Annotated in this window: 21 protein-coding genes and 1 pseudogene; 15 read left to right on the forward strand and 7 right to left on the reverse strand. The window is 70.5% G+C overall.

The window, feature by feature from the left end:
• Window positions 1–15 precede the first annotated feature (15 nt).
• Window positions 16–849, reverse strand: coding sequence for an alpha/beta fold hydrolase (locus SCAB_RS43145; RefSeq protein WP_013006390.1), 834 nt, complete (start codon window positions 847–849; stop codon window positions 16–18).
• Between the two features lie 227 nt (window positions 850–1,076).
• Window positions 1,077–2,615, reverse strand: a complete 1,539-nt coding sequence (locus SCAB_RS43150; protein ID WP_013006391.1) for an MFS transporter — start codon at window positions 2,613–2,615, stop codon at window positions 1,077–1,079.
• A 502-nt stretch (window positions 2,616–3,117) separates the two neighbouring features.
• On the opposite strand from SCAB_RS43150, the pseudogene SCAB_RS43160 reads away from it, so the two are divergent.
• Window positions 3,118–3,594, forward strand: a pseudogene (locus tag SCAB_RS43160) (macro domain-containing protein).
• 153 nt (window positions 3,595–3,747) lie between these two features.
• Here SCAB_RS43160 and SCAB_RS43165 read toward each other — a convergent pair.
• Window positions 3,748–4,824 carry a cytochrome P450 gene (locus tag SCAB_RS43165; protein WP_231885208.1) on the reverse strand — a complete coding sequence of 359 codons (1,077 nt, stop codon included), beginning with the start codon at window positions 4,822–4,824 and terminating at the stop codon, window positions 3,748–3,750.
• Between the two features lie 775 nt (window positions 4,825–5,599).
• On the opposite strand from SCAB_RS43165, the gene SCAB_RS43170 reads away from it, so the two are divergent.
• From SCAB_RS43170 to SCAB_RS43185, 4 genes are all read left to right on the forward strand, one after another.
• Window positions 5,600–7,081 (forward strand): aldehyde dehydrogenase family protein, encoded by a 1,482-nt coding sequence (locus SCAB_RS43170; protein ID WP_013006394.1) that lies wholly within the window; start codon window positions 5,600–5,602, stop codon window positions 7,079–7,081.
• A gap of 76 nt (window positions 7,082–7,157) precedes the next feature.
• Complete coding sequence (locus SCAB_RS43175) at window positions 7,158–8,348, forward strand: cytochrome P450 (RefSeq protein WP_013006395.1); 1,191 nt, start codon at window positions 7,158–7,160, stop codon at window positions 8,346–8,348.
• Window positions 8,349–8,350: 2 nt separating this feature from the next.
• Window positions 8,351–8,536 (forward strand): ferredoxin, encoded by a 186-nt coding sequence (locus SCAB_RS43180; protein WP_107285645.1) that lies wholly within the window; start codon window positions 8,351–8,353, stop codon window positions 8,534–8,536.
• Window positions 8,533–9,633: an NAD(P)/FAD-dependent oxidoreductase gene (locus SCAB_RS43185; protein WP_013006397.1), complete on the forward strand. Its 1,101-nt coding sequence runs from the start codon at window positions 8,533–8,535 to the stop codon at window positions 9,631–9,633. The genes SCAB_RS43180 and SCAB_RS43185 overlap by 4 nt, the downstream gene beginning before the upstream one ends.
• Before the next feature lie 90 nt (window positions 9,634–9,723).
• Here the strand turns inward: SCAB_RS43185 and SCAB_RS43190 are convergent, their stop codons facing one another.
• Window positions 9,724–10,677 carry a LysR family transcriptional regulator gene (locus tag SCAB_RS43190; protein WP_037729081.1) on the reverse strand — a complete coding sequence of 318 codons (954 nt, stop codon included), beginning with the start codon at window positions 10,675–10,677 and terminating at the stop codon, window positions 9,724–9,726.
• A gap of 175 nt (window positions 10,678–10,852) precedes the next feature.
• Between SCAB_RS43190 and SCAB_RS43195 the strand changes: the two genes are divergently transcribed.
• From SCAB_RS43195 to SCAB_RS43235, 9 genes are read left to right on the forward strand one after another with little or no spacing between them, the layout of a single operon-like run.
• On the forward strand, window positions 10,853–12,388 hold the full coding sequence (locus SCAB_RS43195) for a carotenoid oxygenase family protein (RefSeq protein ID WP_231885209.1): 1,536 nt from the start codon (window positions 10,853–10,855) through the stop codon (window positions 12,386–12,388).
• Window positions 12,389–12,395: 7 nt separating this feature from the next.
• Window positions 12,396–13,049 (forward strand): MBL fold metallo-hydrolase, encoded by a 654-nt coding sequence (locus SCAB_RS43200; RefSeq protein ID WP_013006400.1) that lies wholly within the window; start codon window positions 12,396–12,398, stop codon window positions 13,047–13,049.
• Window positions 13,049–13,837, forward strand: a complete 789-nt coding sequence (locus SCAB_RS43205; RefSeq protein WP_046773397.1) for an SDR family NAD(P)-dependent oxidoreductase — start codon at window positions 13,049–13,051, stop codon at window positions 13,835–13,837. Before SCAB_RS43200 ends, SCAB_RS43205 begins: the two co-directional genes overlap by 1 nt.
• 39 nt (window positions 13,838–13,876) lie before the next feature.
• The gene (locus SCAB_RS43210; RefSeq protein ID WP_013006402.1) at window positions 13,877–14,485 is read left to right on the forward strand and encodes a carboxymuconolactone decarboxylase family protein; all 609 of its coding nucleotides are present in this window, start codon (window positions 13,877–13,879) and stop codon (window positions 14,483–14,485) included.
• Window positions 14,482–15,354 (forward strand): fumarylacetoacetate hydrolase family protein, encoded by an 873-nt coding sequence (locus SCAB_RS43215; protein ID WP_013006403.1) that lies wholly within the window; start codon window positions 14,482–14,484, stop codon window positions 15,352–15,354. The genes SCAB_RS43210 and SCAB_RS43215 overlap by 4 nt, the downstream gene beginning before the upstream one ends.
• The gene (locus tag SCAB_RS43220; protein ID WP_013006404.1) at window positions 15,351–16,199 is read left to right on the forward strand and encodes a fumarylacetoacetate hydrolase family protein; all 849 of its coding nucleotides are present in this window, start codon (window positions 15,351–15,353) and stop codon (window positions 16,197–16,199) included. Before SCAB_RS43215 ends, SCAB_RS43220 begins: the two co-directional genes overlap by 4 nt.
• Window positions 16,200–16,210: 11 nt before the next feature.
• Window positions 16,211–16,999 (forward strand): SDR family NAD(P)-dependent oxidoreductase, encoded by a 789-nt coding sequence (locus SCAB_RS43225; RefSeq protein WP_013006405.1) that lies wholly within the window; start codon window positions 16,211–16,213, stop codon window positions 16,997–16,999.
• Window positions 17,000–17,044: 45 nt separating this feature from the next.
• Complete coding sequence (locus SCAB_RS43230; protein ID WP_013006406.1) at window positions 17,045–18,505, forward strand: aldehyde dehydrogenase family protein; 1,461 nt, start codon at window positions 17,045–17,047, stop codon at window positions 18,503–18,505.
• Between the two features lie 58 nt (window positions 18,506–18,563).
• Complete coding sequence (locus SCAB_RS43235) at window positions 18,564–18,959, forward strand: SRPBCC family protein (RefSeq protein WP_013006407.1); 396 nt, start codon at window positions 18,564–18,566, stop codon at window positions 18,957–18,959.
• A 230-nt stretch (window positions 18,960–19,189) separates the two neighbouring features.
• On the opposite strand, the gene SCAB_RS43240 is transcribed toward SCAB_RS43235, so the two are convergent.
• Window positions 19,190–19,846, reverse strand: a complete 657-nt coding sequence (locus SCAB_RS43240) for a TetR/AcrR family transcriptional regulator (protein WP_013006408.1) — start codon at window positions 19,844–19,846, stop codon at window positions 19,190–19,192.
• Window positions 19,847–19,968: 122 nt separating this feature from the next.
• Between SCAB_RS43240 and SCAB_RS43245 the strand changes: the two genes are divergently transcribed.
• Entirely contained in the window at window positions 19,969–21,171 is a 1,203-nt protein-coding gene (locus SCAB_RS43245; protein ID WP_013006409.1) for an FAD-dependent oxidoreductase, read from the forward strand.
• Between the two features lie 299 nt (window positions 21,172–21,470).
• Here the strand turns inward: SCAB_RS43245 and SCAB_RS43250 are convergent, their stop codons facing one another.
• Together SCAB_RS43250 and SCAB_RS43255 are read right to left on the reverse strand one after the other, a co-directional pair.
• Complete coding sequence (locus SCAB_RS43250) at window positions 21,471–22,868, reverse strand: hypothetical protein (RefSeq protein ID WP_013006410.1); 1,398 nt, start codon at window positions 22,866–22,868, stop codon at window positions 21,471–21,473.
• A complete protein-coding gene (locus SCAB_RS43255) occupies window positions 22,865–24,139 on the reverse strand; it encodes a glycosyltransferase family 4 protein (RefSeq protein WP_037729092.1) in 1,275 nt (424 codons plus the stop codon). The genes SCAB_RS43250 and SCAB_RS43255 overlap by 4 nt, the downstream gene beginning before the upstream one ends.
• Between the last annotated feature and the right edge of the window lie 27 nt (window positions 24,140–24,166).

A 24,166-nucleotide genomic window follows, 5' to 3' on the forward strand; every position in this document is an offset into this window, starting at 1 on the left:
ACGGGCCTCCTGGCCTCAGTGCGTGGGGGTGTCGGTGAGAGGAGTGAGGAACTTTGTGATCGCGTCGGCGACCCACTGCGGTTCCTCCTCCGGCAGCAGGTGTCCGCCGTGGGGATGGGTCAGTTCCTGGGCGCAGGGGATGTCGCGGGCGAAGTGCTGGCCGTCGATGCCCGGGCTGCGCAGCGCGAGCGTGGGCACGGTGATGCGGGGGATCTGCGCGCTGCGGTCGGACTGGTCGGTGTTGCAGAGGTCGACGAAGGCCGAGCGGTTACCGGGCCGGTTCATGAGCTGATGGGCCCGGGTCACCATGGCGTCGTCCACGATCGTCGAGCGGGGGCCGACGTTCGCGCGCAGGTTGCGCTCGATGGCGCCACGCGGCATCACACGGCGCAGTACGGGCCGCAGCAGGGGGTTGCGGGTCAGGCGCATGCCCGCGGGCATCTCCTTCTCCGGGTATCCGGTGGCATTGACCAGCACCAGGCCGGTCAGCCGCTCGGGGTGGTCCAGCGCGAGGTTCCAGGCGATGTTGCCGCCCAGCGAATTGCCGGCCACCGCGTAGTGCTCCACCTCCAGCGCCGCCACGAAGGCCGCCACCGTCGCGGCGTACGTGGAGACGCGGTAGTCGCGGTCCCTTCGAGGGCCGGTCAGGCCGAACGCCGGCAGGTCGGGGCGGATGACTTCGAACGCTTCGGACAGCAGGGCCGCCGCACGGTCGAAGTGCTGCAGTGACGAACCGCTGCCGTGCAGCAGCACGAGAGCCGGACCGTGCCCGGCGCGTTTGTAGTGGATGCGCAGACCGTCCACCGCGACGAACCGGGAGTCGGGCTGCGGCTCAGACCAGGTACTCATAATGGCTACACTGTTACCGATAAGCGGTCGTGTCAAGTGCGAACCCCGGAGCGTCGAGGGTGAGCGGTCTTGTCCGGGGGAGTGGTCGGTCCGCTGTGCTGCTGGTGAGCGTCACGGTGGCTTGTCGGAGGGGGTCGCCACGTCACTCCGGTCGGCGGCGAGGTCATTCCGAGGTCGGCGAGGAGCGGGTACGTACCGGCTCCTCGCCGACCCTCCGTCATGGGAGATCAGTCGGCCGTCGGCGGTGCCTTCGGCGCACGCAGCAGGGCGCCGATCGCGGCGGCGACCACGACGACACTCACGGCGATCAGGGAAGCGGACAGGCCGTCCATGAACGCGCTCTTGACGCCGTCGGCGAGGGGCGCGCCCCGGGTTCCGAGCTGGTCGGCCACGTGGAGGCCGGCGGCCGCCGAGTGGCGTACGGATTCGGCCGCGTCGGCGGGGAGTCGGTCGACCGAGTCGGGCAGGGAGGAGCGGTAGTGGCTTCCGTAGATCGAGCCCATGAGGGCGATGCCGATCGCCGAACCGACCTCGCGGGTGGTGTCGTTCATGGCGGAGGCGACGCCCTGCTGCCCCCGGCCGAGGGAGCCGGTGATGGCCGCCGTGCCGACGGCGCCGCTCAAGCCGATGCCGAAGCCCGCCAGGAGCAGACCGCCCAGGAAGGGCAGGTAGCCGGAGCCGACACCGAGGAAGGAGATGGCGTACAGGCCGACGGCGAGCAGGAGCAAGCCGACCGACATCACTGCCTTCATGCCGAAACGGTGGACCAGGTGCGGGGTGGCCGCGGAGGTGGGCAGCACCGCCAGCGCGACCGGGACCAGCGCGACGGCGGCCTTCAACGGGCTGTAGTCCAGGATGAGTTGCAGGTACTGCAGGCCGACGAAGAAGAACCCGAAGACGGCCATGAACTGCACCAGGACGGTGACGGCGCCGGCCCGGAAGCCTCGGATGCCGAACAGGGCGGGGTCGAGCAGAGGATGTTCGGTGCGCAGGCCGAGGTAGGCGTAGGCGGCGAAGGCGGCGGCCGTGACGACGAAGGCGCCGATCACCACAGGCTCGGTCCAGCCTCGCTCGTTGCCCTCGATGATGGCGAAGACCAGGGTGCCGATGGCCACGGCGGTGGTGATCGCGCCGGCTACGTCAGGGCGGTGAGGGTGGCCGTCCTTGGTGTTGGGGGCCAGCAGGAGGGCGGCGAGCGCGGCGGCCACGGCGACGGCGGCGCCGGCGACGAAGATCGAGCGCCAGGAGAACCACTCCAGCAGGGCTCCGGCGGCGAGCATGCCGATGATCGCTCCGGCGGCCGCGAAGCCCGACCAGGTGGCCACGCCCTTGGCGCGCCGCTCGGGCGGGAAGGCCGCGGTGATCGTCGACAGGGTTCCCGGCATGATCATCGCGGCGCCCAGGCCCATGACGGCACGCCAGACGATCAGCGTGGTCGTGGAGTCCGCGAACGAGGCGGCGAGGGATGCGGCGCCGAAGACGACCGTGCCGACGATGAGCACGTTGCGGCGGCCCAGGCGGTCGCCGATCGCGCCGAGCGGCAGGACGAGCGCGGCCAGTGCGACGGTGTAGGCGTCGGCGATCCAGGTCAGTGCCCCGTTGGAGGCCGACAGGTCGATGGCCAGTTCGGGAAGGGCCAGGTTGAGGGCGGAGACGGACGCGACGACCAGGACGAGGGACAGGCACATCGCGAACAGCACGCCGCGGGTTCCGGCACGGCCGGTGGCGACGAGTGGCGCTGTGTCCCTGCGGGGGGTGGTGATCATGGAGCCTCAGTCGGTGCCGGGGTCGGCGGGAAGCTGACCGCAAGGTTATATTGATGAAAGTATCAACTCTGATCTCATCGCGGTCAAGCTCGTCTCGTTCGTCTTGTGGCAGACCTCGCATCGGGGGAGGACCTCGCGTCGGGCGATGACCTGGCGGCCCGCGGTCATGGCGGCGAGGAGGTGAACCTGGGTGCCGTCTCGTCGGCGGGCGCCGCGGACGGTCTTGCCGTCCACGCGTTGCAGGAGGCGGCGCATCCTGGTCCCGGCCGGGGCGACCGGCCCCGCCGGTCGCGCACGGGCGCGCCGAGCGAGGTGAGCGCGGTCGGCGGCGCGTCGGATACCCCCTGTGATTGCGGCCAGGGACTTCGCGCCGGTGGGAACCGCGTACGCGACCTGCGCCAGGACGAAGGCCAGGGGATGGCGACTGCCGACCCCGCCCTGCTGAGCGAGAACCGAAAGAATCTCGTGGTTGCCTGGCAAACCCGCTGGCTAGAGTCGCGTCGTGACTCAGGAGATCAGTTACGTCGTCGGCGATGCCACCGCGCCCCAGGGCGAAGGCCCGAAGATCATCGCGCACGTCTGCAACGACGCGGGCGGCTGGGGCAAGGGCTTCGTGCTGCCGCTCGCCCGACGTTGGCCGCAGACCAGGACGGCGTACAAGACCTGGTAACGCGACCGGGACACCAGCGGTTTCGCGCTCGGCGCGGTGCAGTTCGTGCCGGCCGAGGCAGACCTCCTCGTCGCCAACATGATCGGCCAGCACGGCTACCGTCCCAGCAGCACCCCACCCGTCAGGTACGAAGCCATCGGTGCCGCCCTCGCCACCGTCGCCGACCGTGCGCTGCACCTTCGGGCCTCGGTGCACATGCCTCGGATCGGTTGCGGACTTGCCGGCGGCCGGTGGGAACTGGTCGAGCCGCTCGTCGTGGATACGTTGACCCGGCGCGGGGTGCCCGTCACCGTCTACGACTTGGCCTGACGACAGCCGGCAGTTCCCGACGCTCCCTGACACGCAGCGGGCCCCGGGCACGTGACAGCTCGCGACCCCCGCCGCCCACCCGCCGCCATGAAGGCCATGTCGGCCGGTGGCTCGGCCCGGCTGTCGCCCGAGGCGTTCGCCCGCGCGGCTCGCTCAGGTGACGATCCGGCACGGAAGGCTGCTCAGCCCGTGCAGGGTGTTGTTCACGATGAACTCCGGCTTGCCGATCTCGAACCGGCGCACCCGTGCCAGCAGTGCTGTGAGCAGGGCGTGCGCCTCCAGCTTGGCCAGGTTCTGACCGACACAGGCGTGGATGCCGACGCCGAAGGTCAGGTGATCGGAAGGCTTCCGCGTGATGTCGAACAGCTCCGGGTCGTCCCACTTGCGTTCGTCGCGGTTGGCGGAGGCGTACATGACGGCGACACGATCGCCCGCGGGGATGGTGACGCCGTCGCACTCCCAAGCCCTGGTGGTCACCCTGCTGAAAACGGTGACCGGAGACGCGATGCGCAGAACCTCGAGGTAGGCGGCGGGCACGAGCGACGGGTCGGCCCGCAGCGCGTCCCACTGGTCGGGGTGCTGGGCGAACAGCCGGACGGCGGCCGCCAGGGAGAGGATCGTGGTGTCCATGCCCGTGGCGAGGAACGCCATCATGAGGGTGACCGCGGCGGCCTCGTCGATCTCGCCCGCGTCGACCGCCTCCCAGACGCGGGCGCCGAGACCGCCCTCGGCGAGCCGGTCCTTGGCGGCGGTGGTGGTGACGTACTGCAGCAGGGCCTGCTGCTGTCGCATCGCGGCAGGTGTCCGCTCTCCCACGGGACCCAGGCCCTCGAAGGTGGAGGCGCCGAACTCGAGGAGCTGGTCGCGGCCTTCCTCGGGAAGACCGATGAGATCGGCGACGAATCGCGGAGTGAATGCCTCCGCGAGATCGGACACCGCGTCGAACTCCGCACCGGTCGCCAAGCGGTCGACGATGTCCTCTGCGGCGGCGGTCACCGATGGGCCGAGGTCCCGCAGCGCCCGGGGCATCAGCATGCGGGAGAGGATGACGCGCAGGGTGGTGTGGTGCGGGGGGTCGGAGGCCAGCACGCCGCCGGCCATCAGCTCGTTCATCCCGGCAGCGAAGCCCACGCCGGACGCGGAGCTGAACGTCTCGTGATCACGCAACGCGGCACCGACCTGCTCGTAGCGCGGCAACGCCCACGCGTCGAACCGGCTGAGCCGGACCACCGGTCCCGCATCCCGAAGGCGCGCATACACCGGATGGGGATCGAGAAGCGTGTCCGTGGCGAAAAGGTCGACGTCGCTTGAGGGCAGGGTCGTTGAAGGCATCATGGGCTCCGAGGTCGACGGTCGCCGTGTCAGCCGGCGCGGCTGTCACGGTGTGCATCCGCTGCGAGCGCGGTGCTCTTGTCCAGAGGTCCGCGTCATCTTCGGCCCGGCGGTCCACCAGCCGGTCCTCACACCGGCCTCACCCACGAGTGTGGCGGCACGAGAACGCCGGCCGCTTCACACGGGCCGCTTCACACGGCGCTCGCTGTTCCATCGATCCTGCCCATCGGCACGGGCCGGGGTCCAACAACGACTTGCGCACGCACCGATCGAAGGTTTCGATTCACAGGGCACAATCGCCATTTCCGATGGCTGTGTCCCGGCATCCGTGTTGGACTCCGGAGCCCGCTGAGCAGCATCATCAGCGAAGGACATCAGCAACGGGCAGACGGCCCGCGAGATCTGTGGAGCGCGGTACCTCGCCTCATTCCTCATGGATGTCGAGTACCGCTGACGCTCGAAGACGGACGAGGGCCATCGACCGCTCCGGTGGCCCCGCCCGCAGTCTCCGGCCATCCATCCCCGACCAAGGCATCCGCGTCCCAAGCGGTCCGCGTCGCGAACGGTCCGCGGCGCCGGAGCCCTCCTCGCGGATGGTCACGTCACCCCCACCTGGGCCCGCCTGCGTGGACCGTGCCCGCGCACAGACCTTCCCGACAATGGAGTCGCCCTCATGGTCATCACCCGTGAACTGCTGATCGACGGCAAGGAGAAGGGTGCGCGATCCGGGCGCACCACGGCCGTCATCAACCCCGCCACCGGACAGATGTACGCCACCGTGGCCGCGGCCGGCGTCGAGGACGTCAGCAGCGCCGTCGACGCCGCCCGGGCCGCGTTCGAGGACTGGGCGAGGCTGGACCCGTACGCTCGTCGGGCGATCTTCGTCAAGGCCGCCGACCTGATGGAGCAGCGGCGCGAACACATCGTGGACCTGATGGCCGGTGAGGTGGGCGCCACGCGGTTGTGGGCCTCGTTCAACGTGACCCTGGCCGCCGCGCTGCTGCGCGAGACAGCCGCTCTGATCACCGCCCCGCAGGGCGAAGTGCTCGCCACCCAGCACGACGGCGCCCTCAGCCTCGCGGTGCGTGAACCCCTGGGCGTGGTGGCCGCGTTCTCCCCGTGGAACGCCCCCGTCATTCTCGGGACCCGCGCGGTTGCCGCCGCTCTCGCCGCCGGTAACACGGTCGTGCTGAAACCGAGCGAAGTGGCTCCTCAGTCCGCCGGACTTCTCATTGCGGACCTGCTGAGTGAAGCCGGACTGCCCGACGGGGTCCTCAACGTGATCACGAACGACCCCGCCGACGCCGCGGAAACCGCCGAAGCCCTCATCGCCGATCCCGCGGTACGCGCGGTGAACTTCACCGGCTCGACCCACGTCGGACGGATCATCGGTGCCCATGCCGCAGGCCATCTCAAGCCCGCGCTGCTGGAGTTGGGCGGCAAGAACGCGGTCATCGTCCTGGACGACGCCGATGTGGACTACGCGGTGGACGCCGCCGCCTTCGCGGCGTTCATGAACTCCGGGCAGATCTGCATGTCCGCCGACCGGATCCTCGTACACGAGTCGCTCGCCGAGGAGTTCATCACCAAGTTCACGGCCAAGGTCACCGCACTGCCGTTCGGTGATCCCGCCGATCCGGCCACGGTGATCGGCCCGCTGGTCAACACGGACCCCGACCAGCGGTGCGGACTCTTCGCGGCACGCCGCATCGCCGCCCTGGTCGAGGACGCGGTCGCCAAGGGCGCCACCGTACTCGTCGGCGGCGAGATCGAGGACGCCTCTCACCCGGCGACCGTCCTGAGCGCGGTCCCCGCCCACGCCGACCTGCACGGCGCGGAGACGTTCGGGCCGCTCTGCGTCGTCGACACCTTCGCCACCGACGACGAGGCCGTCGCGATGGCCAACGACACCGACCAGGGGCTGACCACCGGCATCATCACCGAGAACGGCACGCACGGCCTGCGCGTGGCCCGAAGGCTGCGCACGGGCATGGTCCACATCAACGACCAGTCCGTCGCCGACGATCCCCAGGCGCCGTTCGGTGGAGTGGGATCCTCCGGCTACGGCCGCTTCGGAGGCCGCTGGGGCATCGAGGCCTTCAGCAACACGCGGTGGATCACGCTGGCCACCCAGCACGCCTCCTACCCCTTCTGACGGTTCGGCGGAGGGCCGGCCTCGTGGGCCGGCCCTCCGCCGGCCGCGCTGACCACACAGCGGACAGGAAGCAAGGATGATCTCTACCACCACACCCGTCTCCGATGTGGACCTCTTCGCCGACGAGGTGCTCGACGACCCGTACCCCGTGTACGAAGAGCTGCGCGATCTCGGGGCTGCGGTCCACCTGTCGCGCCACGGCTGCTGGGTGCTGCCGCGGTATGCGCAGGTGCGCGCGGCGTTGGGCGATCACGGACGGTTCTCCTCGGTCGACAGCGTCGGCCTCGACCCGGCTCTGAACGAGCGGCGCCGCGGTGGTGTGCTCGCGTCGGACCCACCCGAACACGACGTGCTGCGCGGTGTCCTGTCGGAGAGCCTGGCGCCGCGCGCCCTCGCCACACTGCGGACGGACATCGGCCGCCGGGCCGAAGAGCTCGTCGCCCCGCTCGTGGAGCGCCGAACCTTCGACGTGGTCCGCGACTTGGCCCGCGTCTTCCCCGTGAGCGTCGTCGCCGACCTGATCGGCATGCCCCTGGCGGCACGGGAGGAGGTCCTGCGGTTCGCCGACGCCTTCTTCAACACCTTCGGCCCGCTCAACGACCGCACCAGACAGTCCCTGCCGGTCGCCGAGACGCTGTTCGACGAACTCACCGCCATGATGAGCCGGGACAACCTCGAACCGGGCGGCTGGGGCCAGGCCGTCCACCGCGCCGCCGACCGGGGCGTGATCGGCGAGCACCAGGTCGTACCGCTGCTGCGGGCCTACCTCGTGGCGAGCATGGACACCACCATCAACGCGATCGGCAGCGGTCTGTGGCTCCTCGCGCAGAGACCCGGGGCATGGCGGTCGCTGCGAGAGGACCGCAGTCTCGTGCCCTCGGTGTTCGAGGAGATCCTGCGCTACGAATCGCCCGTGCAGATGTTCTTCCGCAGGACCACCTGCCCCGTCAGGTACGGGGACGTCGTGATCCCGGAGCAGGCACAGGTGAGCCTGCTGTTCGGCTCGGCGAACCGGGACCCCCGCGAGTGGACCGATCCCGACCGTTTCCGGGTCGACCGGGCGCCGACGGGCCACGTCGGCTTCGGATACGGCGTCCACGGCTGCGCCGGCCAGGGCCTGGCGCGCATGGAGGCGCAGGCGGTCTTCTCCGCCCTGCTCGACCGCGTCGACTCCATCGAACTCGCCGGCCCGCCACGCCGGCATCTGAACAATGTGATCCGCGGGCTGGACAGCCTGCCGGTCACCGTGACCACCAGAAAGGTGTGACCGTGAGCATCGAACTCATTCCCGGCCGTTGTGAGGGACACGCGGTGTGCGAGGCCATCGCACCGGAGGTGTTCCGCGTGGACGACGACGGGATGGTGCAATTGGTCCCCGGCGGCGACCACGCCGCCGCGACGGCCCTCGCGGCGGCGCGTTCCTGCCCGGTCGCGGCCCTGCGGGCCACGTCGTGAGGCGCATCGTCGTCGTGGGCGGCTCGATCGCGGCGGTGACCGCCGCGAGCTGGCTGCGCGTGCGGGGGTTCGACGGGACGCTCACCCTCCTGAGCGCCGAGACGGAACAGCCCTACACCCGCGTTCCCCTGTCCAAGACCGTGCTGTCCGGTGAGGCGACGGACGCCTCCACCGCGCTGCCGCCCCTCGACGACAGCGTCGTGGTGCGGCTCGGGACCCGGGCGGTCTCACTGGACACCCGGGCACGCAGGGTGATCATCGACAACGGCGACCCGGTGCCCTACGACGGCCTGGTGATCGCCACCGGAGGACGGGCCCGACGGCTGAGCCCTCCCGGCATGACGGGAGAACGGGTGCTGCGCACGCTCGCCGACTGCGTGGCACTGCGCGAGGACCTGACCCGCGCCCGCAGCGTCCTGGTCGTCGGAGCGGGACTGCTGGGCATGGAGATCGCATCGACGTGCCGGACCCGCGGTCTCCAGGTCACCGTGGTCGACCGGGATCCGGCACTGCGCCGGGTGCTCGGGCCGCGCCTCGCCGAGGTGGTCACGGATGCCGCGCGTGAGCACGGAGTGTCGCTCAGGACGGTGCCCGCCGGCGTCCGGCTGGTCGGATCCCGCACGCTGGAGGGCGTCGACGCCGACGGAGACCTGCTCACCGCCGACGTGATCGTGTCGGCGGTCGGGGACGTACCCGCTGTCGACTGGCTCACCGGTTCCGGCCTGACGCTCGACCGTGGCGTGGTCACCGACTCCCGCGGCCGCGTCGCGGACGGCATCGTCGCGGCGGGGGATGCGGCGGTGGTCCGCGGTGCATGCCGCCGTCCGCATTGGACCAACGCGGTGGAGCAGGCGCGAGTTGCGGCGGACGCACTGCTGGGGGAGGACGTGAGCAAGACGTCGCTTCCCGCGTACTTCTGGACCAACCAGTTCGGCGTCGACATCAAAGTCGCCGGGGAACCGGCCGGACTCGGAGAACCGGACCTGGTCGACGTCGACGGCAGCTCCATGGTCCTGCGCTGGTCGGCCGGCGCGGCAGCGACCGTGAACCACACGATGCCGGTCCGCAAACTCCGGCAGCTCGCCTCCGCTCCTTGACGGGTCGTGAGCACAGGGCAGTTCAGATCACCACTGTTGATGTGACCGCGCCGCTCAAGGAACGTGTGGGACCGCTCGGACAGCGGCCCGCTACCCCTCGCCGGACCCGGTCGGAGCCGGCGCCTCCTCCAACCCGGGTGCTCCCGGCCCGGGCAGGCGGGTGAGCGCGAGACGCAGGAACGCCTGCGCGGCCGGAGAGGCCGGCGCCGGGTCGCGGTGGGCCAGGGCCAGGGGCTGAAGCGCCTGCGGGTCGTCGATGCGCAGGACGCAGTCGGCGTGATCGGCCGGGACGATCGCGTCGGCCGCCGGACGGGGCACGACGGTCACCCCGATGTCCTCGAACGCCAGCGAGGCGAGGTCACCCGCGCTGCGCAACGCGCAGACACCCCGGCGACGGGCCCGCGCGCGGTCGAACGCGGCATCCACCTGTGCGCGCAGGCCCGTGTCGGGAACACATTCGAGGAAGCGTTCGCCGGCCAGCTCGCCCAGGCCGGTGACGCCGGCCCCGCGCAGCCGGTGCCGACGGCCCACGACCGCCACCAGCGGCACCACGCTCAGCAGGTGGTAGGCGATGCCCGGCGGCAACTGGTGCTCGTGCAGGGCGACGACGGCGACCTCCAGTTCACCGGTGAGGAGCTGGGAGGTGGCCTGCACGCCGTCGGAGTCGAAGAGAGTGACCTCGACCGCGGGATAGGCCTCCTGGAACTCCCGCAGCAGACCGAGCTGGTCGATGTTCCCTGCCGTGAGCGTCACCGAGCCGATCCGCAGCCGCCCTCGCACGGGCCCGTCGAGCGAGGAGATCTCGGCGTGCATCTCCTGGACCGCCTTCAGCACCCGCCGCGCGCAGGCGACGAAGATCTGCCCGGCCTGGGTCACGCGGACGCTGCGACTCGTCCGCTCGAAGAGCCGGGTTCCGACCTCCCGTTCGAGCTGGGTGATCTGGTGGCTGAGTCCGGACTGCCCGATGCGGCAGCGCGCCGCGGCCCGGGTGAAGTTGAGCTCGTCGGCGATGGCCACCGCGTACTCCATTTGCCGAAGATCCATCGCATTCTCCGATCATTTCGTGCGTGTTTCAGTGTTGGACGCCGCAGCCGTCGCGTCGACATGATGGGCAGCACAAGCTCGTCGCATCGCCTTCGCCGGAATCCTCTGTGCGGTCATCCAGAGGTAATCAATCACATTCTTCGCTTGATCCGACCTTGCCACAAGGGAGAGAGCCATGGCCACTGCAATGACGCAGCCCGACGGGACACCCGGGCAGCAGCCCGTGAGCACCCAGCCACCCCCGGACACCATGCAGTTCCCGGACACGCGGCACTTCCAGGGATTCTTCGCCCCGTCGCGGATCGAGGCGGACGTGTACGACCTGGAGGTCGAGGGTCGTATACCCCCCGAGCTGAACGGCGCCTTCTACCGCGCCGCCGCGGACACCCAGTACCCGCCGCGGTTCCCGAACGACGTGTACATCAACGGCGACGGCATGATCCACATGGTGCGGTTCGACAACGGCCACGCGGATCTGAAGACCCGCTACGTCCGCACCCAGCGCTTCCAGCTGGAACGCCAGGCACGCCAGGCCCTGTTCGGTGCCTACCGCAACCCCTACACCGACGACCCGTCCGTCGCCGGCATCGACGACAGCAACGCCAACACCGCGATCATCTGGCACGCGGGCAAGCTCCTCGCACTCAAGGAGGCGGCCCTCCCGTACGAGCTGGACCCGGCCACGCTGGAGACCAAGGGCATCTACGACTTCTCCGGCCAGATCCCCGGCCGTACCTTCACCGTGCACCCCAAGCACGACCCGCGCACCGGCGAGCTGATGGCCTTCGCCTACAACGCGAGCGGTCTGCCGGACAAGCAGATCCACCTCTACGAGATCGCCGCGGACGGCAAGGTCACCCGGACCCAGACCTTCGAGGTGCCGTACTCGTCGATGGTGCACGACTGGCTGGTCACCCGGGACCACCTGGTCTTCACCATCTCGCCCATGGTCGCCGACCCGGAGCAGCTGAAGCGGGAGGAGCAGTACTTCGTCTGGGACCCGAACCGGGAGACCCACGTCGCGATCATCCCCCGCGCCGAGGGCGTGAGCGGCATCAAGTGGTTCCGCAGCGAGCGGCTCCTGGAGACCCACACCCTGAACGCCTGGACGGACGGCGACACCCTCGTCGGCGACCACTTCACCACCAAGTCCGGCTGGTTCTCCCAGTTCCCGAAGACGACCGCGGGCTACCTGCCCGAACAGCCGCCGTTCCTGCACCGGTGGACGTTCGACCTCACCCAGGGCGCCGCCCACTGGGACGACGCCACCGATACCTACCGCAGCGAGCAACTCCTCGCCTCGCCCGGTGACATGCCCCGGGTCGACCCCCGCGTGCTGATGGAGAAGAACCGGCACTCCTGGGTCGGCGGCATGCACCCCGATGTGCCGATGGCCGCGATCGGACCCATGGGCCCGCCGTTCAACTCCCTCATCCACCGCGACGACAGCACCGGCGCGACGGCCTTCTGGACCCCCGGCGAGCACGCCGCGCCCGAGGAGCCGGTGTTCATACCCAAGTCGGCGGACGCCGCCGAGGGCGAGGGCTATCTGCTGGCGTTGGTCGGCCGGCGCGACCAGATGCGGCACGACCTGGTCGTCCTGGACGCCCTCGACATCGCCGCCGGCCCGATCGCCACCATAAAAATCCCCTTCCGGCTCCGGTACGGCTTCCACGGCACCTGGGTGCCCGCCGACGAACTGGGAAAGTGAGCACGTCATGCGACTCACCAGGTGCGGCCACGCCTGCGTCCGGCTGGAGCAGGACGGCGTCGTCATCGTCATCGACCCCGGCAGTTACTCCGACCCGCACGCGCTCGACGGTGCCCACGCGGTGCTCGTGACCCACGAGCACGTGGACCACTTCGCCGAGCCGCTCCTGCGCGCGGCGGCCGAAGCCGACCCCGGCCTGCGGATCTGGGCCGACCGAGCCGTGGCGGACCAGCTCACCGGGCTCGGCGGCGGCCGGGTCACGGTGGTCGGCGACGGGGACACCATCGACCTCGACGGCGTGCGCGTCGAGGTGTACGGAGAACTGCACGCCGTGGTCCACCCCGACCTGCCGCGGGTCACCAACGTCGGCTTCCTCGTGGAGGACGGGGACACCACCGTCTTCCACCCGGGCGACGCCTTCACCGTGCCCGCGCGGCCGGTGGACACGCTGCTGCTGCCCGTACACGGCCCGTGGTCCAGGACGGGCGAAGTCATCGACTACGCCCGCGAGATCAAGCCCCGCAACGCTGTGTCCATCCACGACGGCGGGCTGAGCGACAGCGGGAACGCGCTGGCGGACCACATGCTGCGGGTGTGCCTGCAGGACATCGGGGCCGATTATCAGCGGGTGGCGGCCGCGGCCGGAATCGAGCTCACGTGATGACCGGATCGACACGGCAACAGAGCCCGCCCGTCGGGTGGCTGGGCCTTGAGGGGCGCGGCGCGCTCGTCATCGGAGCCGGCGGACTGGGCACTGCCTGCGTCCGGGGCCTGGCGGAAGCCGGAGCGCGGCTGACGGTCGTCGACGCGGACGAGGCCCGCCTCCAGGCCCTGCGCGACGATCCGGCCTGCGCGGCCGCCCTCGTACGGACCCTCACCGCGGACCTGACCTCCTCCGAGGCGTGCGAGCGGGCGGTCGCCACGGCGGCCCGCGAGCTCGGTGGCCTGGATGTGCTGGTGCACGCCGTGGGCACGAACGACCGGCGTCCCGTGGTGGACACGCCCGACGAGGTGTGGGACCGCATCCTGACCCTGAACCTGTCCACCGCCTTCTGGACGGGACGCGCCGCGGGTCGGCTGATGCGCGAGGCCGGACACGGCAGCATGGTGTTCTTCTCCTCCGTCTCCTCCCTGCTCGCCCACCGCCATCACGGCCCGTACGCCGCCTCGAAGGGCGGCCTGGACCAGCTGGTGAAGGTCATGGCGCGGGAATGGGCCGCCGACGGCATCAACGTCAACGCCGTTGCCCCGGGCTACACGGAGACCGAGCTGACCCACGCCTACCTGGCAAAGCCCGGCATGCGGGAGGAAATGACCGGTCTGGTCCCCGCCGGGCGCCTGGGACAACCGCAGGACGTGGTCGGAGCCGCCCTGTTCCTCGCCTCCGCCCGCGCCTCGTACGTCACCGGGCAGGTGCTCTACGTGGACGGTGGACGCACGCTCGTGTGACCCCCAGTCCGCTTCGGCCGATCCCCGGAAGGAGTGCGGATGCCCGCACGCATCGCCGGCCGCCTGCCCGGTGAACTCGACGAGCAGCAGGCAGAGGTGTATCGCGCCATCACGGGCGGTGCCCGGGCCACAGGGCCGCAGGTGTTCCCCCTCACCGACCAGGAGGGCCGACTGCGCGGTCCCTTCAACGCGATGCTGCTCAGCCCTCCCGTCGGAATGGCCGTACAGGAGGTGGGAGCGGCGGTGCGCTACGCGTCGGTCCTGACCGACCGGGTGCGCGAGATGGCGATCCTGCTCGTCGCCGCCCACTGGAACAGCACCTTCGAGCGGGAGGCCCACGAGGCGGTCGGCCGTACCTGTGGCCTCACCGACTCCGAACTGGACGCACTGCGCGCGGGCGAACTGCCTGCCCTCGCGGACCCGGCCGAACGCGCCGCCCTGCGCGCAACGCTCGCGCTGGTCCGAACCGGTGTCCTCGACGACCAGAAGTACCACCACGCGGTGGCCGAGTGGGGAGAGCGAGGACTGTTCGAGCTCACGGCCCTGGTCGGCTACTACGCCCTGCTCGCCCTGCAATTGCGCGTCTTCGCGGGAGAAGGACCCGAAGACCCCTGCGACCCACCCCAGACCGAAAGCGGGACACCATGAAACTGATCACGTTCGACGACGGACGCGTGGCAAGGCTCGAACTCGAAGAGCGGCTGGTGCTTCCACTGGAAGTGGCCAGTACGCGGGAGTACTTCGAGCGTGACGGCCGGGTGACGGAGACAGGGGAGCGCCTCGACCTCGACGGCGTGACGCTGCGCGCACCGATCGTGCCGAAGAAGTTTTTCCACACCTCCGGCAACTTCCGTGAGCACGAGGACGAGTCTAAGAACGTCGACTGGTCGCACCCCATGCACAAGGGCATCGTCTTCTTCCAGAACGTCGACGCCATCGTCGGCCCCGACGAACCGGTGATCCACCCGGAGCACCTGACGAGCGAACTCGACTACGAGCTGGAGATCGCCGTCGTCATCGGCAAACCCGGCAAGTTCTTCGGCGTGGACGACGCGCCCGACCACATCGCCGGGTACGTCGTCTTCAACGACATCACCGCGCGCGACATCCAGCGTCGCGAAATGGAGTCCGGCGTCTTCTCCTTCTGCAAGGCCATCGACACCTTCTGCCCCGTCGGCCCCTACATCGTGACCGCCGACGAGATCCCCGACGCGCAGAACCTCGACATGGAGCTGCGGGTCAACGGGGTGGTGCGGCAGAAGTCGAACACCAACCGCATGTCGGTGTCCATCCCGCACCTGGTCGCCTACCACTCCCCGCAGGGCTACAGCGCCGGTGACCTGATCACCACCGGCACGGTGCAGGACGTGGCCGGCTTCAGCGGCGATCCCGACATGTACCTCAAGCCCGGCGACGTCGTCGAGGCCGAGGTCGAACGCCTCGGGGTGCTGCGCAACCCCATCGTCAGCTGGGAACAGGGCCACGGCACACCCGTACCGAAGAAGGTGGACTGGTGAGACTCGGCGTCCTCGACGGTCGGGCCGTCGTGGTCCGCGGTGACCGGGCCGCGGACGTCCGATGGGCCTCGAAAGGACGGTTGCCCGTCGACCCGATGCTCCTGCTGGCCGAGTGGCCCCGGCTACGCGCATGGGCGGCCGGACTGTCCGACGGGGCCTACGACATCCCCGTCGACCCCAACGCACTCGGCGCACCGGTACCGCGCCCCCGGCAGGTGTTCGCCATCGCCCTCAACTACCCGCCGCACGCCGCCGAAGCCGGCTTCACCCTGCCCGGCGAACCCCTCGTCTTCACCAAGTTCCCAGCCTCCATCACCGGCCCGAACACCACGGTCGCCCTTCCGCAGGGCAAGGTGGACTGGGAGGTCGAACTCGTCGCCGTCATCGGACGGGACACGTACCGGGTGAGCGAGGACCGGGCCTGGGAGGCCGTCGCCGGTCTGACGGTCGGCCAGGATCTCTCCGAACGTGTCACCCAACTCCAGGGCCGACCCGCCCAGTTCAGCCTCGGCAAGTCCTTTCCGGGCTTCGGCCCCACAGGTCCCTTCCTGGTCACCCCCGACGAGCTCGACGACCCGGACGATCTGGAGATCACCGGACTGCTCAACGGGGAGCCCGTCCAGCACGACCGCACCAAGTCCATGATCTTCCCGGTGCCGGAACTCGTCGCCCGCCTGTCGTCCGTCGTGCCGCTCTTCCCGGGCGACCTGGTCTTCACCGGAACCCCGGCCGGGGTCGGCAACCGGATGGACCCACCGCGCTACCTCACCGCGAGCGACGAACTCGTCAGCCGTATCGAAGGCATCGGCGAGATCCGCCAGCGCTTCACGGCCGTACACCCCTGAAGGGACGCCCCATGACAGAACAGAGCATTCCCCGCCGCTTCGAAGGCCGCTCGGTCCTGGTCACCGGAGCCGGCACCGGCTACGGCGCCGAGATCGCCGTCCGCGCCGCACAGGAGGGCGCCGCCCGGGTCGCCGTCCATTACCGCAGCTCCGCGGCGGGAGCGGAGAAGACGGTGGCTCGCATCAGGGAGGCCGGCGGCGAGGCGTTCACGGTGCAGGCCGACATCGCCGTCCACGCGGACGTCGTCCGCATGGCCGACGAGGTGTTCGGCCGCTTCGGCGGCCTGGACGTCCTGGTCAACAACGTCGGTGACGTGGCGGGTGACCAGATGTCCTGGCGGGATCTCACCGAGGAGTCCGTCGACCATGTGCTCGCGGTGGACATCAAGGGAACGATGCTGTGCGTTCACGAGTTCGGCTCCCGGATGCTGGAGCAGGGCCACGGCGCGATCGTCAACATCGGCTCCACCGTGATCGTCCGCGGCAGCGCCCGCGCCCCGCAGTACGCCGCCGCGAAGTACGGCATCCTCGGCATCACCAAGTCCTACGCACAGGCGTTCGCCCCCACCGTGCGGGTCAACACCTTCGCCCCCGGATTCATCGAGACGGAGATGCTCCTCAGCCGCGCGGACTGGAAGGCCGGCCGCCGCGAGGACATGATCGCCAAGACCCCGATGGGCCGGATCCCGGGCCCCGCCGAACTCGCGGGCACCGCCCTCTTCCTCGCCACCGACGACGCCGCCCACATCACCGGCGCCTACCTCAACGCCGACGGCGGCTTCAACATGATCGGCGCCTGACCCACACGATGCGCACCGACCCGAGCAACAAGAGGAGACGCCCTCGTGCCACCTGACCGTGACCTGCTGATCGGCGGCAAGGAGATCCCGGCCGCCTCCGGGCGGACCACCGCCGACATCAGCCCCTGGACCGGCGAGCCCTACGCGAGGGTCGCCGCAGCCGGCCCCGAGGACGTCCACGCCGCAGTGGACGCGGCGGACGCCGCCTTCACCGGGTGGGCGGCGCTGGAGCCCTTCGCCCGTCGGAACATCTTCCTGCGCGCGGCGGACCTCATGGAGGAACGCGGCGGGCAGGTCGTGGAGTTGATGGCCCGCGAAGTGGGCGGGACCCGGGGCTGGGCGCTGTTCAACGTCGAGGTGGCCGCCGGCATGCTGCGCGAGGCCGCCGCGGCGATCACCGCACCGCGCGGGGACGTGCTCACCACCCGGAAACCGGGCGGACTGAGCCTGGCCGTGCGCGAACCCCTCGGTGTCGTGGCGGCGTTCGCACCGTGGAACGCCCCGGTCATCCTCGGCACCCGAGCGGTTGCCGCCCCGCTCGCGGCGGGCAACACCGTCGTGGTCAAGGCGAGCGAGGACGCCCCGATCGCCTGCGGCCTGTTCGTCGCCGACGTGCTGCGCGACGCGGGCCTGCCCGACGGTGTCCTCAACGTCATCACCAACGACAAGGCGGACGCCGCGGGCATCGCGCGGACCCTGATCGAGGATGTGCGGGTCCGCGCCGTCAACTTCACCGGCTCGACCGGCGTCGGGCGGATCATCGGCACCCTCGCCGCCGAGCACCTCAAGCCGGCCGTACTCGAACTCGGCGGCAAGAACTCCGTGATCGTGCTGGAGGACGCCGACCTCGACCACGCCGTGGACGCCGCCGCGTTCGCCGCGTTCATGAACTCCGGCCAGATCTGCATGTGCGCCGACCGCGTCCTGGTGCACGCCTCACTCGTCGACGAGTTCACCCGGCGGTTCGCCGCCAAGGTCGCCGAACTGCCGAGCGGCGACCCCCGCCTGCCCGGCACCGTCATCGGCCCGCTGGTCGACCGGGCGGCCGCAGCGCGGGTCGCCGCCCTGGTCACGGACGCGGTCGGCAAGGGCGCGCGCGTGGTGACCGGCGGTGGGAGGCCGCAAGGAGCCCTGTATCCGGCGACCGTGCTGACCGGCCTGCCCGAGAGCGCGGAACTGCACCACACCGAGGCCTTCGGACCCGTCGTCACCCTCAGGGCCTTCGCGGACGACGACGAGGCGGTGGCCCTGGCCAACGACACCGAACACGGCCTCAGTTGCGGCATCCTCACCGAGAACGGCACCCACGGCCTGAAGGTGGCACGCCGTATCCGTACCGGCATCGTGCACGTGAACGACCAGTCGGTGGGGGACGAACCGCAGGCCCCCTTCGGCGGGTTCGCGGACTCCGGGTACGGCCGCTTCGGCGGCCGCTGGGGCATCGAGTCCTTCTCGAACACCCGCTGGGTCACCTTCGCCACCGAGCACTCCCGCTATCCCTTCTGACCCTGACGGCGTACAGCACCCTGCCCGAAGCCGTCGTCACCCCGACCAGGGAGTACTCATGGCAACGTTCCGTTTCGACACCCGAGTCGCACAGGACCCCGACCGCGTCTGGGCCGTGCTGACCGACGTCAGCATGATTCCGCAGTGGTTCCCCGCAGTGCAGGAGGCCCACTTCGACGGCACGCACCGCCGGCTGACCACAGCCGAGGGCACCCTGAAATCCCTCGTGGTGACGAAGGACGACGCCCTGCGCCGCTTCCAGTACCGGTTCGTCGAGGGCATGCCCCAGCCCATCGACTTCCATCTGGGCACCATCGACGTGCTTCCCGACGCGAGCGGCTCACGCGTGGTCTACAGCCAGGAGATCCTCCCGGAGACCCTGGCACCCATCGTCGAGCGAGCCGTGGGCGAGGGAATCGCGGGCATCGCCCGGTACTTCGCCGCACACTCCTGACGGGACAGAGACGCACGAAGAGGGAACAGGGGCGGTGGCGGTGACACAGCAGGACCCTCCCGAGCGGGCCGGTTCAGATGATCCGGCCCGCCTTCCTGCATGGGGCGGGCCTGTGAGTGGCGGCAGCTGATCCGCCCCCTCGACCACGAGACCGAGTGTTAGCGCGTGATCCCGTCGCTGTGTGGTGACGTACAGCGGTGCCGTAGCTGCCAGAGGTGTGTCAAACACCGTCAGCCGGAGAGCAGATAGCGCACCGCTGTCTCCGCCAGATCTGCGATGAACACCTCGTCCTTCACGGGTACCGGCCTGGCGAATCCCGGACCGTAGGCAACCCGGATGACCGACGCGGCGAAGACGGTGCTGAAGCAGGAGCGGACCGCGGGCTCGACGTCGGGAAGGGTGATGGAGTCCGCCGCGCGAAGGACCACCTTGGCGAATCCGCTCCCGAGCTCCTGGCTGTAGTGGGAACCCCGGCGGCGGATCTCGGGATGTGACGCCGAGGTCAGGACGACCGCCCGCAGGAACCGTTCATGGCGCAGGAACATGCCGACCGTTTCGGCCACTGCTGCGCGGACGAGTTCGGCCGCGTCCAGGTTTGCCCATCGGCTGTCGTCGGAGAAGACCTGCTGCTCCGCGCGCAGGCCCTGCATGGCGCGTTCATAGACGGCGAGGAAGAGAGCGTCCTTGCTGGTGGTGCGGGCGTAGATCGCCGGCGGCGCGACCTGGGCCCGCTCGCACACGGCGGCGATGGTGAACGCCTCGTACCCGCCGTCCTCCAGGATCGACACTCCGGCATCGAGCACCCGGTTCCACGCCTCGCGGCTGCGCCGCTGCTTGGGCGGCCGGATCTCCAGGTCGGCCGCCTGCGCTGCTCGGGCCTCGCCCATGACCTCAGCCTTTCGTTTCCCGGGTGCGTGCACAGGTCTTGACTGAAACGTAGTCGATACTACAGTCTGCGGCTAACAGTAGCTCTCGCTACTGTTTTCCTCCCGATGAAGCGAGGTGCTCCATGCCCGTGCCGAACGACTCCGGCGGCCGTGTCGCCGTCCTCGGCGCCGGTCCCGCCGGTATGGCCGCGGCCCTGTCCATAGCCCAGGCCGGTCACGAGGTCACCCTCTATGAGCGCTACCGCGAGGCGCGGCCGGCCGGCAACATCCTCAACCTGTGGCCGCCGCCCCTGAAGGCGCTGCGTGCGCTCGGAGTGGACACCGAAGACCTCGGTTCCCCCACGGATTCCGAGTTCCGCAACCTCCGGGGCCGCGTGCGCGTGCGCGTCAAGCTGGACCCGGAGACCAAGCGCGCCTACGGCGGCGGGTTCATCGGACTGCTGCGGCCCGAACTGTACGAGCGGATGCTCGCCGCCATCCCGCCCGGCGCTCTCCGGTTCAACCAGCAGGTGACCCGGATCGAGCAGGACGACCGGGCGGTCACGCTGCACTTCGCCGACGGCACCACGGCCGAGCACGACGTACTGGTCGGCGCCGACGGGATCGACTCGCTGGTACGGCGCACGCTGTGGGGGGACACGTCCAAGCGCGAGCACCGGCTGCACATCTTCGGCGGATTCACCTTCACCGACGTCCCGGGCACCGAACCGAACATGTGCGTCCTGACGCACGGCCGGACGGTGCAGGGAAGCTGGACATCGATCCGGCACAAGGGCCGGGACGGGTTCCAGTGGTGGGTCCTCACCGCCACCGACCCCGACGCCCCCGCGCCGTCCGACCTCAGGGCCGCGGCCACCGCGTTGGCCGCGAAGTTCCCGGCGCCGCTGCCCGGGCTGATCGCCCGGACAGAGCCGGACGACGTCCAACGCTGGGTGCTGCGCGACCGGCCCCGCCTGCAGCAGTGGTCCAAGGGACGGGCCACCCTCGTGGGCGACGCCGCACACCCGACCTCGCCCTACGCCGCCTACGGTGCGGGCATGTCCATCGAGGACGGCTACTTCCTCGGCCGGGCCCTGCGCGGCGTCGACCTCACCGACCTCGCCGCCGTACAGAGTGCGCTGCAAAGCTACGAGGACCCGCGCAAGCCCCACACCGCCCGGCAGGTCCAGCAGGCATGGATGCTCGGCAAGGTCTTCCACCACGCGCCGGCACCGCTGCGGCCGATACGTGACTTCGTCTTCGACCACACTCCGCTGCTGCAGAAGGTCGCAGGCGACACGAACCCTCGCGAGATCCAGAAACAACTGGCCCTCATCCGGGACTGACGTATCCCGGAAAGGGCTGCTGACCGTCAGCTCCCCGGCCGCCGGGATGGTGAGCGGAGCCGAGGAGGACACTGTCCGCGCGACCAGGCCGGAACCGGCCCGGGTGATGAGCGCGGTTTCCGGCCGGGCATGCCGCATCCGGTGCGTAGGACGCTCACTCGGTGACCGTCCGCACGGAGATTCCGCCGACGGCTCGCGCAACGCCCGCTCGTACGCCGGGAAGTGGGTCAGGGCCTCGTCCGCGCAGTCGTAGTCTCAGGGTCGCATCGCCCATCAACCCTGGGGCGCACAGCCTGCCGTCAGGGGCGCACGGCGACAGTCCAGCCGGGGTTGTAGGTGTCCGGCACCGGGAATCGTTCCCAGTCCCGTGCCCAGTGCGGTGGCTTCCGCTCGCGAAGGACGATCGCACTGAGGAGCGCCGGGGAATCCAGCTCCGTGACCGTGCAGCCCATGGTGTGGGCGATGGGGATCGCCGAACTGTTCCCCGCGAGGGCACAGGGCGGGTGCACCCCGCGCTCGCGGAGCACGGAGGCGATCCGGTCCCAGTCCCCGCGGGCCCGCTGCTGGATGCCCGCATGCGTGTGGACGAGAGCGGCCTGGATGCCCCAGTGCCCGACGAGCGCCAGGGCGAGCACGACCGCTGTCGGCAGCGAACGGCGGGTGCGGGCACGGTGGACGACGGCGAGGAGCCCGACAGCGGCAGGGAGTGCCAGCAGGGCGTAGGCCGGCAGCAGGAACCGCGGCGCGGCGTAGGGGACGAGGAAGAGATACGGTGCCGCCGTGGCCACCGCAACGGCCACCGCCAGCCACAGCGATGCAGCGGACCGGCGCTCCCGGCGCTGCGCCCACAGCCCCAGGCCGACCAACAGGGGCAGCAGGACCCACCACTCCGTCACGGGCAGCACTACGCCGTCGCCGGTACAGGGACGGCACAGCAGTGGGCCGTCCAGTGCGGTGAGATGGGCACGCAGGGAGAAGACGGCCATCAGGCCGCCCTGGACCTCGTCGGCCTCGGCAAGTCGGCTGCGCACTCCGCCGAACCGCACCTCGGCCTCGACGATCCAGGGCAGCACACCAGCCGCGAATCCGGCCGCCACGGCTGCCAGACGTCCCCGGAGGCAGCCGTGGCCTCGCAGTGTCGGCACCAGCACGGCGGCCAGGAGCAGCGGTACGGCGACGGCCACACCGTCGTTGGGCCGCATCAGGGTCACCACCGCCAGGCCCGCCGCGACACCGGCGTACCGGGGGCGCGGCGCGAGGAAACAGCCCACCGCGGCGGTGGCCCCCATCGCGGTGTAGTGGTTGGGCATCGCGGAACCGGCGTAGAACAGGGTGATCCACAGACTGCCGTACAGCCCGGCCCCCACCCACACCGCCGCAGGGCGGTGCAGGATCTGCAGCCAGGGCCGGAATCCCAGCCAGAGCGCACCAGTGGCCAGCAGGAGCAGCCATACCCTGAGCAGTACCGTCGAGTCGCTCCAGGAGGCGATCGGAGCGAGCAGCAGGGGAACCCCGCGGGTACGCGGGGCGCTGAACGGCGTCTCGGGGCCGTACGGTCCGAAGCGGCTGGCGTACACGATCTCGTCCCAGCCGAGCGGCAGTGTCAGCGGTACGAGAACGGCCGACAGCAGACAGAACCCGGCGGCCACGATCAACAGCTTCCGCCGGGCCGAGGCCGCGGAGCGAACCGTGTTCATCCGACCCAGCCCATCTCGCGCCGCCCACGACGCACGGCTCCGCGGGCGAGGATGCCTGCCGTGGCGGCGAGGACGGTGGCACGGCCATGCCAGTCGGCCGGGCCGGGCGGTGGAGGAGCGGGCCGGCCGACCCGCTCCTCCAGCAGCGTGCTGAACAGGCGCTCGTACCGCTCGGCGACGTCGTCCGGGGCGAATCGCTTCGCTGCGCCTGCCCGGGCTGCCTTGCCCATCTCCCCACGCCGTGCGTCGTCCAGCATCAGCGCCAGCAGCGCGTCGGCCATGCCCCGGGTGCTGTCGCGCGGAACGAGAAGGCCGTTCTCCCCGTGGCGGATGATCTCGCCGGGCCCGTGGGGGCAGTCGGTGCTCACCACGGGCAGGCCGCACCGCATGGCCTCCACGATCGTCATGCCGAAGGACTCGTGCGCGGAGGTCACCGCGGCGATGGAGCCCTTGACCAACTCGGCCTCGAGGGGAGTGGCCGAACCCATCAGGAAGACCCGGTCCCCCAAACCGTGCCGAGTGATCCGGTCGGCTATCCGGCCGCGCTCCGCACCGTCCCCGTAGATGCGCAGGGACCAGTCGGGGCAGGCCGCGCCGACCAGGGCGAACGCGTCGACCAGCATCTCGTACCGCTTGACGCGGGCCAGCCGTCCTGCCGCGACGACGACCCTGGCCGCCGGGTCGGCCGGTGGCACCAGGGGTTCGGGGACGCTGTTGGGGATGGCCACCACCTGGGTGCGCGTCAGCCGCATGCCGCGCCGGTGGTCGCGCGCGTCGGCCTCGGTCATGGTGACCAGCGCGTCGAGCCCGCCGTACCAGCGCTGGAGTTCCGTCCGCAGTCGGTGGGAGTGGCTGTCGTGGGTGAGATGTTCCTGGCCGATGCGTACGGTGCGTTGCCCGAACCGGGCCAGCAGCGCGTTGAGCCCGGCCCTGGTGCTCACGACGACGTCGGCGTCCGTCTCCCGCAGCCAGTCGATGACCCGTTGCTCGGCGAGCCGGTGGTACTGGTTCGAGCGGCTGTCCCCCTGGGGGAAGAACTCTCCGCCTCGTCGGGCCAGAGGGTCCGAGGCGTCCATGGACTTCGGGCGGCGGTCCACCAGGGCCCGCAGCGGCACCTCCGGCGACCGTCCCAGCCGTGGCTTCTCCCGGTGCCGGAAGACCGACACGAGTTCCACCTCGTGTCGACGGGCGAGTGTGTCGGCGAGTGTCATGGTCGTGCGTACGGTGCCGCCCATCGCGTAGGCGTTGTGCAGCAGGAAGGCGATGCGCATGTGCGGCGTCCCCCGGGTTTTCTGTGA

It is taken from the genome of Streptomyces scabiei 87.22 (genome assembly GCF_000091305.1).
Taxonomy (GTDB): Bacteria; Actinomycetota; Actinomycetes; order Streptomycetales; family Streptomycetaceae; genus Streptomyces; species Streptomyces scabiei.

Excerpts from the sequence above, each read along its gene's own strand:
- SCAB_RS43145 (WP_013006390.1), bottom strand. The coding sequence starts at position 849 with ATGAGTACCTGGTCTGAGCCGCAGCCCGACTCCCGGTTCGTCGCGGTG.
- SCAB_RS43150 (WP_013006391.1), bottom strand. The coding sequence starts at position 2,615 with ATGATCACCACCCCCCGCAGGGACACAGCGCCACTCGTCGCCACCGGC.
- SCAB_RS43170 (WP_013006394.1), top strand. The coding sequence starts at position 5,600 with ATGGTCATCACCCGTGAACTGCTGATCGACGGCAAGGAGAAGGGTGCG.
- SCAB_RS43175 (WP_013006395.1), top strand. The coding sequence starts at position 7,158 with ATGATCTCTACCACCACACCCGTCTCCGATGTGGACCTCTTCGCCGAC.
- SCAB_RS43190 (WP_037729081.1), bottom strand. The coding sequence starts at position 10,677 with ATGGATCTTCGGCAAATGGAGTACGCGGTGGCCATCGCCGACGAGCTC.
- SCAB_RS43195 (WP_231885209.1), top strand. The coding sequence starts at position 10,853 with ATGGCCACTGCAATGACGCAGCCCGACGGGACACCCGGGCAGCAGCCC.
- SCAB_RS43200 (WP_013006400.1), top strand. The coding sequence starts at position 12,396 with ATGCGACTCACCAGGTGCGGCCACGCCTGCGTCCGGCTGGAGCAGGAC.
- SCAB_RS43205 (WP_046773397.1), top strand. The coding sequence starts at position 13,049 with ATGACCGGATCGACACGGCAACAGAGCCCGCCCGTCGGGTGGCTGGGC.
- SCAB_RS43210 (WP_013006402.1), top strand. The coding sequence starts at position 13,877 with ATGCCCGCACGCATCGCCGGCCGCCTGCCCGGTGAACTCGACGAGCAG.
- SCAB_RS43215 (WP_013006403.1), top strand. The coding sequence starts at position 14,482 with ATGAAACTGATCACGTTCGACGACGGACGCGTGGCAAGGCTCGAACTC.
- SCAB_RS43225 (WP_013006405.1), top strand. The coding sequence starts at position 16,211 with ATGACAGAACAGAGCATTCCCCGCCGCTTCGAAGGCCGCTCGGTCCTG.
- SCAB_RS43235 (WP_013006407.1), top strand. The coding sequence starts at position 18,564 with ATGGCAACGTTCCGTTTCGACACCCGAGTCGCACAGGACCCCGACCGC.
- SCAB_RS43240 (WP_013006408.1), bottom strand. The coding sequence starts at position 19,846 with ATGGGCGAGGCCCGAGCAGCGCAGGCGGCCGACCTGGAGATCCGGCCG.
- SCAB_RS43245 (WP_013006409.1), top strand. The coding sequence starts at position 19,969 with ATGCCCGTGCCGAACGACTCCGGCGGCCGTGTCGCCGTCCTCGGCGCC.
- SCAB_RS43250 (WP_013006410.1), bottom strand. The coding sequence starts at position 22,868 with ATGAACACGGTTCGCTCCGCGGCCTCGGCCCGGCGGAAGCTGTTGATC.
- SCAB_RS43255 (WP_037729092.1), bottom strand. The coding sequence starts at position 24,139 with ATGCGCATCGCCTTCCTGCTGCACAACGCCTACGCGATGGGCGGCACC.